This window comes from Demequina sp. (genome assembly GCF_016278775.1).
Lineage (GTDB): Bacteria > Actinomycetota > Actinomycetes > Actinomycetales > Demequinaceae > Demequina.
This window is the reverse complement of sequence record NZ_JADQBF010000004.1, coordinates 155,264-170,278: the sequence shown is the minus strand read 5'-3', so window position 1 is coordinate 170,278 and position 15,015 is coordinate 155,264. Positions and strand designations below refer to the sequence as shown.

9 protein-coding genes are annotated in these 15,015 nt (G+C 69.0%); 5 read left to right on the top strand and 4 right to left on the bottom strand.

The window, feature by feature from the left end; all coding sequences use genetic code 11:
• Positions 1–77 precede the first annotated feature (77 nt).
• The 3 genes from QZZ33_RS01035 to QZZ33_RS01025 all read left to right on the top strand — a co-directional run bounded on the left by QZZ33_RS01035 (position 78) and on the right by QZZ33_RS01025 (position 8,171).
• Entirely contained in the window at positions 78–3,227 is a 3,150-nt protein-coding gene (locus tag QZZ33_RS01035) for a UrvD/REP family ATP-dependent DNA helicase (protein WP_291377609.1), read from the top strand.
• Positions 3,224–6,469 (top strand): ATP-dependent DNA helicase, encoded by a 3,246-nt coding sequence (locus QZZ33_RS01030; RefSeq protein WP_291377608.1) that lies wholly within the window; start codon positions 3,224–3,226, stop codon positions 6,467–6,469. The genes QZZ33_RS01035 and QZZ33_RS01030 overlap by 4 nt, the downstream gene beginning before the upstream one ends.
• A 130-nt stretch (positions 6,470–6,599) precedes the next feature.
• Positions 6,600–8,171, top strand: coding sequence for a diguanylate cyclase (locus QZZ33_RS01025; protein ID WP_291377607.1), 1,572 nt, complete (start codon positions 6,600–6,602; stop codon positions 8,169–8,171).
• Here QZZ33_RS01025 and QZZ33_RS01020 read toward each other — a convergent pair.
• On the bottom strand, positions 8,150–9,094 hold the full coding sequence (locus QZZ33_RS01020; protein WP_291377606.1) for a phosphotransferase: 945 nt from the start codon (positions 9,092–9,094) through the stop codon (positions 8,150–8,152). The genes QZZ33_RS01025 and QZZ33_RS01020 overlap by 22 nt on opposite strands.
• Positions 9,095–9,241: 147 nt before the next feature.
• Between QZZ33_RS01020 and nudC the strand changes: the two genes are divergently transcribed.
• Both nudC and QZZ33_RS01010 read left to right on the top strand, forming a co-directional pair.
• Positions 9,242–10,156: an NAD(+) diphosphatase gene (nudC, locus tag QZZ33_RS01015; protein WP_291377637.1), complete on the top strand. Its 915-nt coding sequence runs from the start codon at positions 9,242–9,244 to the stop codon at positions 10,154–10,156.
• 60 nt (positions 10,157–10,216) lie between these two features.
• The gene (locus tag QZZ33_RS01010) at positions 10,217–12,208 is read left to right on the top strand and encodes an ATP-dependent DNA helicase UvrD2 (protein WP_291377605.1); all 1,992 of its coding nucleotides are present in this window, start codon (positions 10,217–10,219) and stop codon (positions 12,206–12,208) included.
• Positions 12,209–12,228: 20 nt separating this feature from the next.
• On the opposite strand, the gene QZZ33_RS01005 is transcribed toward QZZ33_RS01010, so the two are convergent.
• The 3 genes from QZZ33_RS01005 to QZZ33_RS00995 all read right to left on the bottom strand — a co-directional run bounded on the left by QZZ33_RS01005 (position 12,229) and on the right by QZZ33_RS00995 (position 14,945).
• Positions 12,229–13,173 carry a hypothetical protein gene (locus QZZ33_RS01005; RefSeq protein ID WP_291377604.1) on the bottom strand — a complete coding sequence of 315 codons (945 nt, stop codon included), beginning with the start codon at positions 13,171–13,173 and terminating at the stop codon, positions 12,229–12,231.
• 140 nt (positions 13,174–13,313) lie between these two features.
• Positions 13,314–13,472, bottom strand: coding sequence for a DUF5679 domain-containing protein (locus QZZ33_RS01000; protein ID WP_226094589.1), 159 nt, complete (start codon positions 13,470–13,472; stop codon positions 13,314–13,316).
• A 96-nt stretch (positions 13,473–13,568) separates the two neighbouring features.
• Entirely contained in the window at positions 13,569–14,945 is a 1,377-nt protein-coding gene (locus QZZ33_RS00995) for a zinc-dependent metalloprotease (protein WP_291377603.1), read from the bottom strand.
• Positions 14,946–15,015 lie beyond the last annotated feature (70 nt).

Sequence of the window (15,015 nt, the reverse complement as noted above, 5' to 3'; positions counted from 1 at the left end):
GTCGCCGCCGGTGGCGACCCTCTCGCACGAGCGTGGGCCTCACCGGCGATGTCCGGTGGACGTGGTGGGATAGGCGCATGACCGCCCTCACCCTGGTGCCGCCCAGTTCGCGGGCAGCTGAGCCTGAGCCGTCACCAGGGCAACGCGCCGTGCTCGACCACCTGGATGGGGGATCGGGCCATGTGGTGGTGACCGGGGGCGCGGGCACAGGGAAGACCACTCTGGCTGTCATGGCGGCAGCGCGTGCTGTCTCGACGGGACTGCCAGCGGACCGGCTGTTGGTGCTCGCGCCGTCGCGCGCGGCGGCGTCCTTGCTGAGAGACAGGGTGTCACTCGCCATCGGGGTGCCCACCTCCACGCCGGTTGCTCGCAGTGTCGCCTCGACGGCGTTCGCGATCCTGTCCGCCGAAGCGCAGATACTGGACGAGCCCCCTCCCAGTCTCGTCTCCGGTGCGGAACAGGACGTGGTGTTGCGCGAGCTGCTGGAGGGTCGCATCAACGGCAGGGCGCCGTCTCTCGCGTGGGGCGGCGCGCTTCCAGAAGAGGCGATCCTGCTCCCTGGGTTCCGCGAAGAGCTCCGCAATCTGTTGATGCGCGCGGCGGAGGCGGACCTCTCGGCAGAGGACTTGGCTGCTCTGGGCCGGGCGCATGGCCGCGAGGAGTGGATCGCGGCGGCGGACCTGTACGCCGAGTACGAAGGCGTCATGGCGCTACGCAGCTCCCCAGTCGACCAGGGCGGCCGCTACGACCCCGCCACGATTGTGGCCCGCGCTGCCGACGCCCTCGCCGACTGGCCCGAAGGCAGCCCGGCTCCCTCGTGGGGGCTGGTCATCGTGGATGACTATCAGGACGTGACCGCTGCCGGCGCGGCGCTGCTGCGGCAGATGGCCGCTCAAGGAGCGCGACTGCTCGTGCTTGGCAACGCCGACGAATCTGTCCAGGGATACCGGGGCGCGCGCCCACAAGGGCTGGACGAGGCAGTGTCCGAATGGGAGGCAACTCACATCGAACTCGACCAAGGGCTGCGACAGTCGGGGGCGCTCGCTGCGGTGACCGCCGCCGTGGCGGGACGCATCGGAGTCAAGGGGGTGGGAAGCGCGCGTCGGGCCGCGAGAGCGGCAGGGGGCTGGACGTCGGCTGGTGTCCCGCCCGGCGCACCTGACCGGGACGGTGGCGCATCGGTGGTGGTCCTGACCGCTCCCCACCACTACGGGCAGTCGCGCGCCATCGCGGCCGAGTTGCGGCGTGCGCGGCACGGCCTGGACGGTGAACCCGTTGCGTGGGGGCGGATGGCCGTGGTGGCCCGCTCGGCCGCGCTGCTGCGCCAGATCCGTTCGGACTTGCTCGCCGCCGACATCCCGTGCGCGTCGTTGGGCGATGGCACGGCGTTGCACAAGGAGAGCGCGGTGGCGCCGCTCATGAGAATCCTGCGCGCCGCCTTGGGCGAGCCGTGGACGGAAGACGACGCCGTCGAGGTGCTCACGTCGCGTGTGGTGGGCCTCGATCCGGTGGGAATCCGGCGTCTGCGTCGCGAGCTCGTGCGTGAGGAACGAGCGGGCGGAGGGGCAAAGACCTCCGGCGAGCTGCTGGTCGAGGCGATGGTCGATCCGGCTCGGTGGGCCTCGCTCGCGGGGCCGGAGGCCGCGGCCGCTGCCAAGGCGTCGCGCGCTACTGCGGCCGCACAGTCCCGCGCCGACGCTCCAGCGGCCACCCCCGGCGCCGTGATCTGGGCCGCCTGGCAGGCGCTTGAAGTGGCCGACGCATGGCGCGAAGCGGCGCTCGCCGGATCCGCGCGTGACGACGCCGACCTCGACGCAGTGATCGCCCTGCTGCGCGCTGCCCAGACGTTCACCGAGCGGCTGCCGGAGGCCCGCACGGCGGCCTTTGTCGACTACCTGGAGGGCCAAGACTTCGCCGCTGACACGCTCGGCGCCAGGGCGCTCGCCCGTGACGTCGTGGCGTTCGCAACCCCTGCGTCTGCCGCGGGGGGCGAGTGGGACGTCGTCGTCATCGCCGGCGTCGAGGAGGGCTTGTGGCCGAACCTCAAGCTGCGCGACTCGGTGCTGGGCGCCCAGCACCTCGCGGATCTCACCGCGGGCATCCTGACGTCGGCGCCAGGCAAGGCGGCAGCGCGAACGGCGAGGGCCGCCGTTCTTGACGACGAGACGCGTGGGTTTCTCGTGGCCGTATCGCGAGCGCGCACGCGCCTCGTGGTCACGGCCGTGGACGACGGCGAGTCGCGGCCCTCCCGGTTTGTGTCCCTCGTGGAGGACACTGCCGGCGTGGCGCGCGTCGACGCGGCACTCTCACGCCCCGTTTCAGACCTGCGCGCGGCCGTCGCGGCGGTGCGGACGCAGGCGCAGGAGTCGGCCGATGCCACTGGTCACGCTCGCATGCTCGCCTTGCTCGCGCGCGCGGGAGTGCAGGGTGCCAACCCAGATGAGTGGCACGGCGCCGCCGAGGCATCCACCGACCAGGGCTTCTGGGATGACGACGTCCCAGTGCGAGTGTCGCCCTCGAAGGTCGAGTGGGTCGAGAAATGCGCGCTGAGGTGGGCCCTCGAATCCACGGGCGGCACGCGAGAGGCGACGGACGCTCAAGAGATCGGCACGCTCATTCACGCCCTCGCCGAGGCGCACCCCCACGGGGGCGAGCGCGAGATCATGGCCGACTTCGACGAGCGCTGGTCTGCGGCGTTCGGCATGACCACGTGGCCGGAGCGCGTCGCCTACCAGCGGGCGCGGGACAAGGTGGTGCGCCTGGCGGCCTACCTCGACGGGCGGTCGGACACAGAGGTGCTCACCGAGCATGCTTTCAAGGTCGAGGTGGGCCGCGCCGTGCTCGCGGGTTCCGCCGACCGAGTTGAACTTCGCGACGGCGCCGCGTACGTGGTGGACCTCAAGACGGGCCAGGCGGTGCCGAGCGTCGCCGACGCCGCGGACAACGGTCAGCTGGCCATGTACCAGTTGGCGGTGGTGGAGGGCGCGGTGCCGGGAGTGACCGCGTCTGCTGGGGCGGAGCTCGCGTACGTCTCGACCGGCAAGGCCGGTGCCGTGAGGAGCCAAGACCCGATCGACCCTGAGGCCGCTCGCGAGCGCCTGGAGGCGGTGGTCGACACGATGGCCGGACGCACCTTTGTGGCGACAGTCAACGAGGCGTGTGGTTCGTGTCCCGTGCGCAGGGCGTGTCCCGCACATGCGGAGGGGGCCCAGGTGAGCGAGTCGTGACCGCGGCCGAGGTGGGCTTGCACGAGGGCCTGATCGAGGGCCTGGGTCGGGGTGTCGCCGAACTGGCGGCAGCGGTGGACCCCGATCGCACCGTGACCGCTGAGCAGGCAGCCATCGTGGGCGCAGGACTCGGCCCGGCGTTGGTGGTCGCAGGGGCAGGATCCGGTAAGACGGAAACCCTGTCGCTGCGCATCCTGTACCTGCTCGACAACGCGCGGCAGCTGTTTGGGCGAGACATCAGCCCGGACGAGATCCTGTGCCTCACGTTCACCCGCAAGGCGGCGGCCGAAATCGCCGAGCGAGCCACCAGCCGCATCGGCACGGTGTTTGGTCCTGACCCGGCGCGGCCGCCAGTGAGCGTATCCACCTACAACGGCTATGCGGCGGCGCTCGCGGAGGAACACGGCCTGAGGGTGGCCGTCGACCCGGGCTCGACGGTGCTCACCGGCGCCGCGCTGTGGCAACTCGCCCAGTCCGTCGTCGAATCCTGGGATCGGGCCGTGGAAACGGACTCGGCCGTCAGCACCGTCACCGCCGCCATCCCGCGGCTCGCAGCCCAGGCGCGCGACCATCGCCTGAGCCCCGAGCGCCTGCGGGACTGGGCCGAGCAGGCGCTCGCCATGATGGAGGACCTGCCCAAGAAGGCGGGGGACCAGGTGCCGGGAACCTTCACTCAAGACCTCGCCAGGCACGTCGGCAAGGTGCGATCGCTTGCCGCGATGGCCGACTTGGTGGCCGAGTACGACAGGCGCAAGCGAGAGGGCTCGTTCCTCGACTTCTCTGATCAGGTCGACGTGGCCGTCAGGCTTGCCCACCTCGAGCCAGTGCAGGAACTCGAGCGTTCTCGATACGCTGCCGTGCTGCTCGACGAGTTCCAAGACACCTCGCCTCCTCAGCTCGACCTCTTCGCCAGAATGTTCGGGCCGACCCATCCCGTGATGGCCGTGGGCGACCCCAACCAGGCGATCTACGGCTTTCGCGGGGCCTCGGCCGACGCCCTCAGGCAGTTTGTCGACCGTTTTGGTGCAGGCGCCGTCGCAAGGCACACGCTGTCAGTGAGCTGGAGGAACGAGGCCACCATCCTGACGGCGGCGAATGCTGCCGTCGCTCCGCTCACCGCGGCGCCGGTCACGGGAGTTCCGCTGCGCTCGCGAGGAGAAGAACTGGGGCGTCCGGAGCCGCGCCGCGCCGCGCCGGGAGTGATCGCCAGCAGGCTCGTGACCGCCGACGATGAGGCGAGGGCCGTGGTCGGCTTCATCCAGGCAAGGCGCGCGGAACTGGGCCACTCAGACGCGACCCCCGTCACAGCGGCCGTGCTGTGCAGGCGACGCGCCCAGTACGACGCCATCACGGACGCGTGCGTGACGGCAGGGCTCGACTACGAGGTGGTGGGCCTTGGCGGGCTGCTCGACGTGCCGGACGTCGCGGACCTGCTCGCCTTGCTTCAGGTGGCCCATGATCCGTCCAGGGGAGACTCGCTCATGCGGCTGCTCGCCGGAGAGCGGCTCGCTCTGGGCCCGCGGGACCTGGCGGCCGTGCACGACCGTGCAGAGGAACTCGCTGGGCCGCGCTCAGAGCGCGAAGGCACCGCGAGCATCGTCGACGCCCTCGGGTCCTTGCCGCGCTCCGACTGGGTGTCGTCACAGGGACGCTCACTCACGCTGGCGGCACTGGCGCGGCTGGGCTCGTTGGCACACGTGGTTGAGGCGATTCGGCGGCACACGTACCTGCCGTTGCCAGAACTGGTGGCGTTCGCTGAGCGCGCCTGGGGGCTCGACATCGAGTCGGCCGTCGCACGCCAGGCGACTCGGGCGAGGCGGGCCACTGACGCGTTCATCGACTCAGCACGCACCTTCCAGGCGGGTGCTGAGCGCGCGACGTTGGGAGCGTTCCTGGCGTGGCTGGACGCGGCGCGCGCAGAAGAGAACGGGCTGGATGCTCCCGTCCGCGAACCCGATCCTGCGGCCGTGCAAATCCTCACCGTCCACGGCGCCAAGGGCCTGGAGTGGGACATCGTGGCGGTGCCTGGCCTCAACGACGGCCACTTTCCCTCCGTGGGAGTGCCGTCAGCGAGCAACCCCGACTACACGGACAGCGGATGGCTCGATGGCGTCGGAAACGTCCCCTTCGAACTGCGGCTCGACCGCGACCAGTTGCCACAATGGCACTTCCGCTCGGCGCGCGACCACAAGGAGCTCGCCGCCACGCTTGCCGAGTTCAAGCGTGAGTCCGGCGGCTATCGGCTCGACGAGGAGCGCCGCCTGTTCTATGTGGCGCTCACGCGCGCACGCTCGCACGTGCTGCTCAGCGGGTCCTGGTACTCCGGCGGCAAGCGACACCGCGAACCCTCGCCCTATGTGCTGGAACTCCTGAACGATGGGCGGGTGGCGGCTGGCCAGTGGGAGGACCTTCCCGAGGACGACGCTCCCCCAGAGATTGAGCGGCCGCCAGGGCTATGGCCCAGCGCCCCGACGCCCCAGCAGGCGCAGCGGCGCTCGCTTGCCGCGTCGGTGCTGGACGCCATGACGCGGCAGGGAGCCGACAGCGAAGGGGACGCTGGCACTCCAGTCACCGCGTGGGACCCTGATCTCCCCTTGGCCCGCGAGATCGCGGCGATGCTCGCGGAGCGTGCCGACCGTGGCCGCGGTGCCGACACCGTCCAGCTACCTTCGCACGTGTCGACCTCGGCGCTCGTCGCGATCAGACGAGACCGTGCCGCTTTCGCTGCCCAACTGCGTAGGCCTGTGCCGGTGGAGCCCACCAGCGCCGCGCACAGGGGCTCGGCGCTGCACGCGTGGATCGAGGCGCGCTACGGCCATGTCACCCTGTGGGAAGACGAGGATGCCGACGACGATGCTGCGGCGGAGTTGGATGCGCTCAAGGCCACGTTCCTCGCCTCCGAGTGGGCCTCCCGCACCCCCACTCACGTGGAGGCTGACGTGGAACTACCGGTCGGCGGCGTCACAGTACGCTCGCGCATCGACGCCGTCTTCGGCGCTGGGGCCGGTCTCGACCGCGTCACGGTGGTGGACTGGAAGTCAGGCAGGCCCCCGCGCGATGAGGCAGAAACGGCCGCGAGGGAGGTGCAACTCGCGATGTACCGCCTCGCATGGTCGGCGCGCACGGGGACGCCGGTCGAGCAGATCGACGCCGCGTTCTACTACGTTGCAGACGACGTGACCGTGCGCCCGCAAATACTGCTGGACCGTGACCAGATCGTGGGGCTTCTCGAGGGGCGCTAGTTGCGCCACCGTCATGCGATACCCACGGCGGGGAGTGCCGCCGTTGACCCAACCTCCTTACACTGGCGTGACATCGGTCGATGGTGTGGGCAAGTGCCGACGGCGTAGTCGGACGTGAGGAGAGCTCATCGTGACGCTTCTCCTCTCGATTGCGCACATTGCGACGATCCTGGTCGCAATCTGGGTTGGCGTCACTGTCCTGCGCGGAAACCGCTTGACGTTGGCTGGTCTCGCCGTCGCCACCGTGTTGGTCGCCACCGTGATGTGGTCGGTCATCTCGCTCGTGGCGCTGAAGTATCCGTTTACCGCCACGAGCGAGCATCCCGTGAGGGTCCTGTTCTGGGGCGCACTGTTCGTGGGAGGCGTTCGGAGCCTCGTGAAAGTGCTCGAGAACCCCACGTGGTCGCCGCGACCGCTCGACGTGATCAACCTCGTCGCTCATCCCGCTGTCGTGGGACTCATCGCAGCGGTGCCCGCGCTCCACCCTGTGATGGTTGTCGCGGATGACGACGGCACGCTCTCCTACGCGGTGGGGTTCTGGATCCACACCGCGGTCCTCCTTGGCCTGTCGGCCAAACTGTTGGCGAGCGTGTTCGACCGACATCGGCACCTTGCCCGCAGTTCGAAGAAGACCCGGATCGCGGTGTTCCTTGCCGGGGCCTTGCCCTCGGTGGGCTACGTCGTCTCTGTGTTTGTGTGGGGTCCGAGCGGCCCCAGTCTCGCCCCCGTGCTTTTGGTGATGCCGGTCGCGATGATCGGCTCAGCGGTCGTCAGGGACGGCCTGGTCGACAAGGTGCCGCTTGCGCGAGGCGAACTCTTCGAGAGCCTCGCTGGCGCGGTCTTTGTGACAGACAACTGGGGACGAGTGATCGACGCCAACGCGGCGGCGCGAGACTTCGCGTTGGAGATCGACGGGGCGAAGGACTTCTTGGGAGAGTCTCTCGGTCGGTCGTGTCCCCGCACCGCTCACATCCTGGAGTCCGAAGGCGACGTTGACGTGCCAGGGTTGGCCGAGCCCCGCGTGGTGAGTGTGGTGACGACGCTGATTCGCGACGGCAGGGGAGGCACCGTGGGCCGCTGCGTCATCCTGCAAGATGTGACGGAGTCCGTCATGCAACGTCGGGAGCTAGAGCGTACGCGCGACGCTCTGTCCCGAGAGGTGGAGGTGAGCGAGGAGCTGAGAGCCGAGCTGGGAGACCAAGTCATTCGCGACAGTGCCACAGGGCTCTACAACCGCCGTTTTCTCGCGGAAGCGCTGCCAGAGATCGTGCAATCCTGCATCGCCATGGGGTCACCTCTCAGCGTCGTCGTCGTCGACATCGATGACTTCAAGTCCGTCAACGATTCGCTGGGGCACGTCGTGGGCGACAGGGTGATCGAGGCCGTGGCTGAGGTCCTTAAGCGCGGCGCTCCAGGCGGCCACGCGGTGCGCTACGGCGGCGACGAGTATTTGGTCCTCCTACCTGGGTCGACCGCCGAGCAGGCCCACGCGGTCGCGGAGGCGATGCGAGACGCGTGCGCTGAGCTTCGCGTGGAGACGCGTGACGGCCCTGCCCAGGTGACAGTCAGCGCAGGCGTGGCCACGCTGATCGGCGAAGACATCGAGACGGGCGAGCTGCTGGAAGTGGCCGATCTCGCGCTCTACCGCGCCAAGCAGGCGGGCCGCAACCGGACGTGGAGTCAGGCAGACGGCGGGGCGTAGCCGTCGTCGAACAACAGCGCCTCGAGGTCCGAGAGCATCCCCCGACCGTCCGCCACGACATTGTCGTTGTCGGTGCGCACGCCATACATGAGCCACCTGAGCAGCGCCAGTTCGGAGGCGAGGCGCGCACGGTCGTTGAGGTGAGGGTCGCGCGTCTCGCGCCTGGCCATCACGTACGCCTCCATGATCGACTCGTAGACGTCGTCTGGCGCGGCGGCCGCAAGCCAAGCGAGATCATCGGCCGGGTCGGCCACTCGCGCATCCATCCAATCGACGATTCCGGCGACGGAGCCTTCGCGTACCAGGATCTGCTGTTCGCCGAGGTCGCCGTGCGTGACGGTGGGCTCGAACCGCCACCACGCCACGTTCTCCATCTGGCGCTCCCACCGATCAGCTAGCCGCGGCGGTACGAGGCCTGTCTGCACCCCCGCGTCGAGTTCGGAAAGACGCCGCAAGCGATATTCGTCGGCGTCGTAGGTGGGCAGACCCTGATCCTCGACGAGCGAGGGCGGGAGTTCGTGAATCTGGGCGATCGCACGGCCAACCGATGCTGCGAGGCCTGGCCCTGGCTCGATGGCGGCCAGGTCGAGCGGCGCGCCGCGCACTTCCGTGTAGACGACGGCGCGACCGCCCTCCTCGCCCGTCATGGTGGCTGCGCCCTTCGGCCGAGACACGTCAAACTCGATCAGTCCGGCGTCGTGCGCCCGCGCGAGGGCCTGCAGCAGCCCCATCTCCGCCTCGAGCGCGGCTCCGGCAGCGGCGCGTTTGGGTGCGCGCACCACCCAACGTTTGCCAGTGGCGTCCTTGATGATCACGATGTCGAAGTCGGCATCGGAGTGTGGGCTGCGCAGTACGTCGTACACGTCAAGGCCAGGAACGGCTACCGAGGCGAGGGCCGCAAGCGCGAGAGGTGAGCGAGGCACGCAGTAACCGTACGGCGAAAACCGCCTTCCGTGCGCGTTCCACGCCGCCTGCCAGGCGACGCACACGGGGAACAAGGGCGCACGGGTGCCACTCGCCGTGCGCGCGACGGCGCTGGCGCGCCTCCAGGTAGCGTGGGGCGTGTGACTATGTGGGCGTTGGGCGAGCCATTGCTCGTGGACCGGGCGGCCGAGCGCCGCGACCTTGCGGATCTCGCCTCGCTCCACGCCGTGGTCGTGCGCAACGGTTCCATATTGGCTATGGACGGCCGCTTGGCGATCCTTGCACCGGCCGAGCAACCCTCCGCCTCGCTGCGCGTGTACCTCGGAGTCGACGCGGGCCGCGATGTGGTGGCGCTCGTCCCCGAGGACTCGGCCTTCGGCACCGACACCGACGGCATCGGCGGCGATGGCATGATCCCGTTGCGTGCCCTGCTGGGACAGTTGGCACAGCGTGGTCGAGAAGGCGCAAGGGATCGAGAGCTCGCTGCGACTGCGGTGGCGCTCACCACCTGGCACGCCAACCACCCGCGCTGTGCCGTGTGTGGCGGCCAGACGGAGCCCATCAAGGGTGGGTGGGTGCGCTACTGCGAGCGCGATAGCAGGGAGCACTATCCGCGCACCGACCCGGCCGTGATCGTCGCCATCACCGACCCAGAGGATCGACTGCTGTTGGCGCATGCGTCGTACTGGTCGCCGCGCAGGTTCTCCCACCTGGCGGGCTATGTCGAGCCGGGGGAGAGCCTTGAGCAGGCCGCCCATCGGGAGGTTTTTGAGGAGGCTCGGCTTCGCTTGCGCGACCTCGCCTACGTCGGGTCTCAACCGTGGCCGTTTCCGGCCTCGATCATGGTGGGGTTCACCGCCTCGGTTGACTCGTCGGAGTTCGTTCTCGATCAGGACGAGATCAGCGAGGCCATGTTCGTTTCGCGAGAGGAGATCGTCGAACTCGTGGCGGACGGCACAGTCATCCTGGCGCCGCACGGGTCGATAGCGCGCCGGTTGCTGGAGGAGTGGTACGGCGGGCCTATCGACGACGCCACGCGGGCCGAGCGCATCACGGTGTAGCGCGGTCGTCGTCTGGGGATAGCGTGCTGGGCGTCACCCCCGCCTGACACAATGGCGCCAATGTCTGCCGACGAGATTCTCGAAGCCCTCGACCCTGAACAACGCGAGGTCGCCACCGCCCTCCACGGTCCCGTGTGCGTCCTCGCGGGTGCAGGCACGGGCAAGACGCGCGCCATCACGCACCGCATGGCGTACGGGGTACGCGTGGGGGCGTTCAACCCCCAGTCAGTGTTGGCGGTGACGTTCACGGCGCGCGCGGCTGGCGAGATGAGGCAACGGCTGCGCTCGCTCGGGGCCGATGGCATCCAGGCCAGGACCTTTCACGCCGCCGCTTTGCGCCAACTCAGCTACTTCTGGCCGCAAGTGGTGGGCGGTCAGGTGCCCCAACTGGTGGACCAAAAGGCGCCTTTGGTGGGGCGAGCGGCGCGCGCGGCTGGCCTCAGCCCCGACCGCCTGACGGTACGGGACCTTGCGTCGGAGATTGAGTGGGCGAAGGTGACCCTGGTGGCCGCCGACGACTACGCCCGCGTCATCAAGGCGAAGGGTCGTCCGGCGCCCGCTGGCATCGACGCCATGCAGGTGGCCGACGTGATGCGGGCCTACGAAGAGGCGAAGACGGACGCCGTCGTGCTCGATTTTGAAGACATTCTGTTGCTGCTGGCCGACATCATCGGTCGCCACGACGAGGTCAGCGATCAGATCAGGCGTCAGTACCGGCACTTTGTGGTCGACGAGTACCAAGATGTCTCCCCCCTGCAGCAGTACGTGCTTGACCAGTGGCTTGGCGGCAGACGCGAACTGTGCGTGGTGGGGGACCCCGCCCAGACCATCTATTCGTTTGCCGGGGCATCGCCAGAGCACCTGCTCGGCTTCACGGGACGCTACGAGGACGCGACGGTGGTGCGCTTGGTGCGCGACTACCGGTCGACGCCCCAAGTGGTCAACCTCGCGAACGGCCTGATGGCCCATCGCGGAGCCTCCGCGTCAGGGGTGGAACTGGTGTCTCAGCGGCCCTCCGGTCCCGCCGTGGGCTTCCGCGCCTATCTGGACGATGCCGCGGAGGCGGCCGCCGTCGGGGATCGCATCGAGGCGCTCGTCTCTGCGGGCGTCGCCGCCCGTGAGATCGCCGTCCTGTATCGCACCAACAGCCAGTCGGAAGAGATTGAGGACGCCCTAGCGAGCCGGGGTATCGGCTACCTCGTGCGTGGTGGTCAGCGGTTCTTTGCGCGAGAAGAGGTCCGCAAGGCGATCGTGCTGTTGCGCGGCGCTGCCGTGGTGGGGTCGGACGATCCGCTCGGTGCGCAAGTGCGTGAGGCGATCGTCGACGCGGGGTGGTCGGAAGATCCTCCCGCTGCCCGCGGTGCGGTGCGCGAACGATGGGACGCTCTCCAGGCTCTCGTGGAGTTGGCCGACAACTTCGATGTGGATGCGGTCACGGCCACTGGCGAAGCCGCCACCATGCGCGACTTCGTGGAGCACCTGGCCGACCGTGCCTCCGCGCAACACGCGCCGTCCGTGGATGGCGTGACGCTCACTACCATCCACGCGGCCAAGGGCCTCGAGTGGGACGCTGTGTTCCTGGTGGGGATGTCGGAAGGCCTGCTGCCGATCTCGATGGCGGAGACAGACGAGGCGATCGAGGAGGAAAGGCGCCTGCTGTATGTCGGTATCACGCGGGCACGAGAGCACCTCCACGTGAGCTTTGCGCGGGCCCGCAAAGAAGGTGGTCGCGCCACCCGCAAACGCACACGCTTCTTGGAGAAGTGGTGGCCTGACGCGACCGCCTCGCTGCAGCGTCGGCCCGCCCGTGTCGCGGCACACGATCTCGATGCCGACGAAGCGAAGCTCTTCGAGGCGCTGAAGGCCTGGCGGCTTGAACTCGCGCAGGCCACATCCAAACCCGCCTTCACGGTGCTGGTGGACACCTCACTCGTGGCGATCGCTCGCCATCGCCCGCAGTCCCTTGGCGAACTGGCGAAAGTGCACGGCGTGGGGGCCTCAAAGTTGGATCGCTACGGTGCCGACATCTTAGGGATTGTCGCGGCGCACTGAGCGCACGCGGCTGCGGCGCATCACGAGGCGCCAGGCATCCGCGCCCTTCGCGCGGCGAGTTCGTCGCCAACGGGTCCCGTCGCGCCGCATCCGCAGTCGGGATGTGGTGCCACCGCGGTGGCATGAGGGGGGCGGTGGCGATCGATGGTCCACAAGGTGTCGAGCCAACCTGGTGCCGAGCCGGTGCTCCGGCCACCACTCGAGCGCCACCACTCGAGCGCGCCTGCGACCAGTGCGACCGCCTGTGCGGCCGTGTCAGGGCCGCACAGGGCTAGCGGGCGCCCGGCAGTGAGCTGGAGTGACAGCACAGGCCACAAGGGATCGGCGAGCGTCCGCATGAGCCCTGCGCACACGCCACACGCGCTGCGCCCCGGGATCACGACAGGCCCCACCTGCGCACCGCGTTCGTCCGTCGTGACGTAGAGGTGTGGCACGTCCCCCGCCATGAGCGCCACCGCCGCCTCGATCAACGGGGCCCCATGAGAGACGATGATGGACACGTCCGATCGTTCCCGTCCCGCGTGCACATCGGCGTGGGGCAACACTCGGCGGATCGTGTCGGCTGCGGCTGCTTGGCGCGTCGCCGCTAGAGAGCCGGGATCATAGGTGCCACGCGGCGTCTCGACAGCGCGACCGTCATCGTCGATCGCCACCGCCCAGCCCGCCCGCGCGAGCGCCAGTCCTATGCCGCATCCGACGGGGCCGCCGTCGTTGATAGTGGCTCGCGGGGCTGGGTCTCGTGACCGGGGAGCGTCTTGCTCGATCAACCCCGCGGTCACGAGCCTTGTCACCAAGCGGGCGTAGCGCGTCTGGTCGGCCAGGGAGATGTTCGCCGCGGTGTCGAGCCGTTCGAGGAACCTGCGCTCGTGCAGGCTGAGGTCGCTCACGATCAACGGATCCCTGACGCCCACCTGGAGCACGCCGTCACCACGAGTCAGAACGCGGGCGCCGGCGATCAGTCTCATGGTGCGAGCGTGCCACCGCTACCCACGCCAACGGGCTCTATCCACAGGCGCGAACGCCCCCAACGGCGTCGCTCATGCCCGGGTACGACGAAGGCCGGGCACCCGCGAGGGCACCCGGCCTTGACGTCGGTTGGCGCGAGTTACGCCTTGCCGAGGATGCGGTTCAACTTGGTTCCGCACTCGGGGCACGTGGCCTTCGCCATGCGGCGCCCGTTCTCCGAAACCACAACGTCACCCTCGGTGGTGCGCTTGGCCTTGCACTTCACGCAGTAGAACTCGCCTTGGTACTTGTCGGCCATGAGCCTTCTCCTTATTGCTGGTGTGCGGCGTGTGCCGCTGGCCCCCAGCCGGGGGTCCGTTGCGTCAAGCGTAGACGCGGAAGCCGACAATACCCGCTAAGCGCCACTCGTCGTGTCGGATTCCCCGTCTGGCCCCTCGTCTGGCCCCTCCCAGGTGCCGCTCAACAGAGCCTCGATTTCGCGGTCGATGTCATCCGCACGCTTCTCACCGGTGGCCCTCTCAACCCAGGTCTTCCAGTCGGCGAGGTTCTCGGCCTCAGGTAGCAGATCGGGGTGGCGCCACAGTGCGTCACGTGCGGACGTTCCCAACCGGTCTGTCAGGGTTGCCCACATGTCGGCCGCGTCGCGAAGCCGCCGAGGTCGAAGCGTGAGGCCCAGCAATCCGGAGAAGGTATCCTCCGCTGGCCCCCCAGCGGCACGCCTGCGTCGCATCATCTCCCGCAAGGGCCCCAAGGCGGATAGGTGTGGGGCGGCGGCGCGAGCGGTGACCTCGTCAACCCAGCCCTCGATGAGCGCCAGCCACGTCTCAATGGCTGCGAGCGTCTCGACCTGTTCGGGCGTGTGGGTAGGAGCGAAGATCCCGGTGGTGAGCGCCTTCTGAAGTGCCGCTGGGTCGCCCATGCCTGCGTCGCGCACGGCGTTGTCGAGTGCGTCAAGATCCACCGTGACTCCGCGCGCGTAGCGTTCAATGGCGGCGTGCAGTTGGCCAGGCAACCACGGGGCGGAGGCAAACAGGCGCACGTGTGCCGCCTCGCGCAGCGCGAGGAACAGGCGCACGTCCGCCATGTCGATGTCGAGGCCCTCTGCGAACTCCTCGACTTGCTGCGGCACCATCACCACGCGGGCCTCATCGAGCAACGGGATGCCGAGGTCGGTGGCACCGAAGGCCTCGCGGGCCATCGCTCCGGCGGCCTGTCCCATGTGCATTCCGCAGACGGTGGGGCTCACTGAACCGATCAGGCCTTGGGCGTTCGGCCCGTCGAGCATTCCGGAGTCGTCGCTCAGCACGCCCCCGAGCGCCAAGGACACTGACGACGCGACGGGCCCCGCCAGGAACCGCCACTTGGGCAACGTCGCCTCCACCCACTCCGCGCGGCTCCATACGGCGGGTTGGGCTCGGGCGGGGTCGAAGTCCGTCGCAGCGTCGAGCCACAATTCGGCCTCAGTCACGGCGGCGCGGTACTCGCGGGCCTGAGCCGCACTGATCATGGGGTCGCCGCCTTGAGCCGCGACGCCGCGCGCCACGTCGTGGGCAAGCGTCCAGTTGACGTCTTCGCCTTGAGACTGACTCATGAGGGCGCGAATCTGGCTCAGCATGTGGTCCATCATCCCTGGGGCATTGGCCATCCCAGATGCCTGAGCGAGGGCCGACGGGTCCATTCCCATGTGGCGCATCTGGTCGAGCGCCTCCTCGGCGTCGTCGCCAAACAGCTCTCGGAGCAGCTTCATCCACTGCTCTTCCGCGTCCGCCATCTCGTCTCCTCGCATCGGCGCCCCCTACCGTTCCCCACGGTAACGAACGGGGAGCCCGATTGGGGCTCGC

Excerpts from the sequence above, each read along its gene's own strand:
- QZZ33_RS01000 (WP_226094589.1), bottom strand. The coding sequence starts at position 13,472 with ATGGCCGACAAGTACCAAGGCGAGTTCTACTGCGTGAAGTGCAAGGCC.
- nudC (WP_291377637.1), top strand. The coding sequence starts at position 9,242 with ATGTGGGCGTTGGGCGAGCCATTGCTCGTGGACCGGGCGGCCGAGCGC.
- QZZ33_RS01005 (WP_291377604.1), bottom strand. The coding sequence starts at position 13,173 with ATGAGACTGATCGCCGGCGCCCGCGTTCTGACTCGTGGTGACGGCGTG.
- QZZ33_RS00995 (WP_291377603.1), bottom strand. The coding sequence starts at position 14,945 with ATGGCGGACGCGGAAGAGCAGTGGATGAAGCTGCTCCGAGAGCTGTTT.
- QZZ33_RS01010 (WP_291377605.1), top strand. The coding sequence starts at position 10,217 with ATGTCTGCCGACGAGATTCTCGAAGCCCTCGACCCTGAACAACGCGAG.
- QZZ33_RS01035 (WP_291377609.1), top strand. The coding sequence starts at position 78 with ATGACCGCCCTCACCCTGGTGCCGCCCAGTTCGCGGGCAGCTGAGCCT.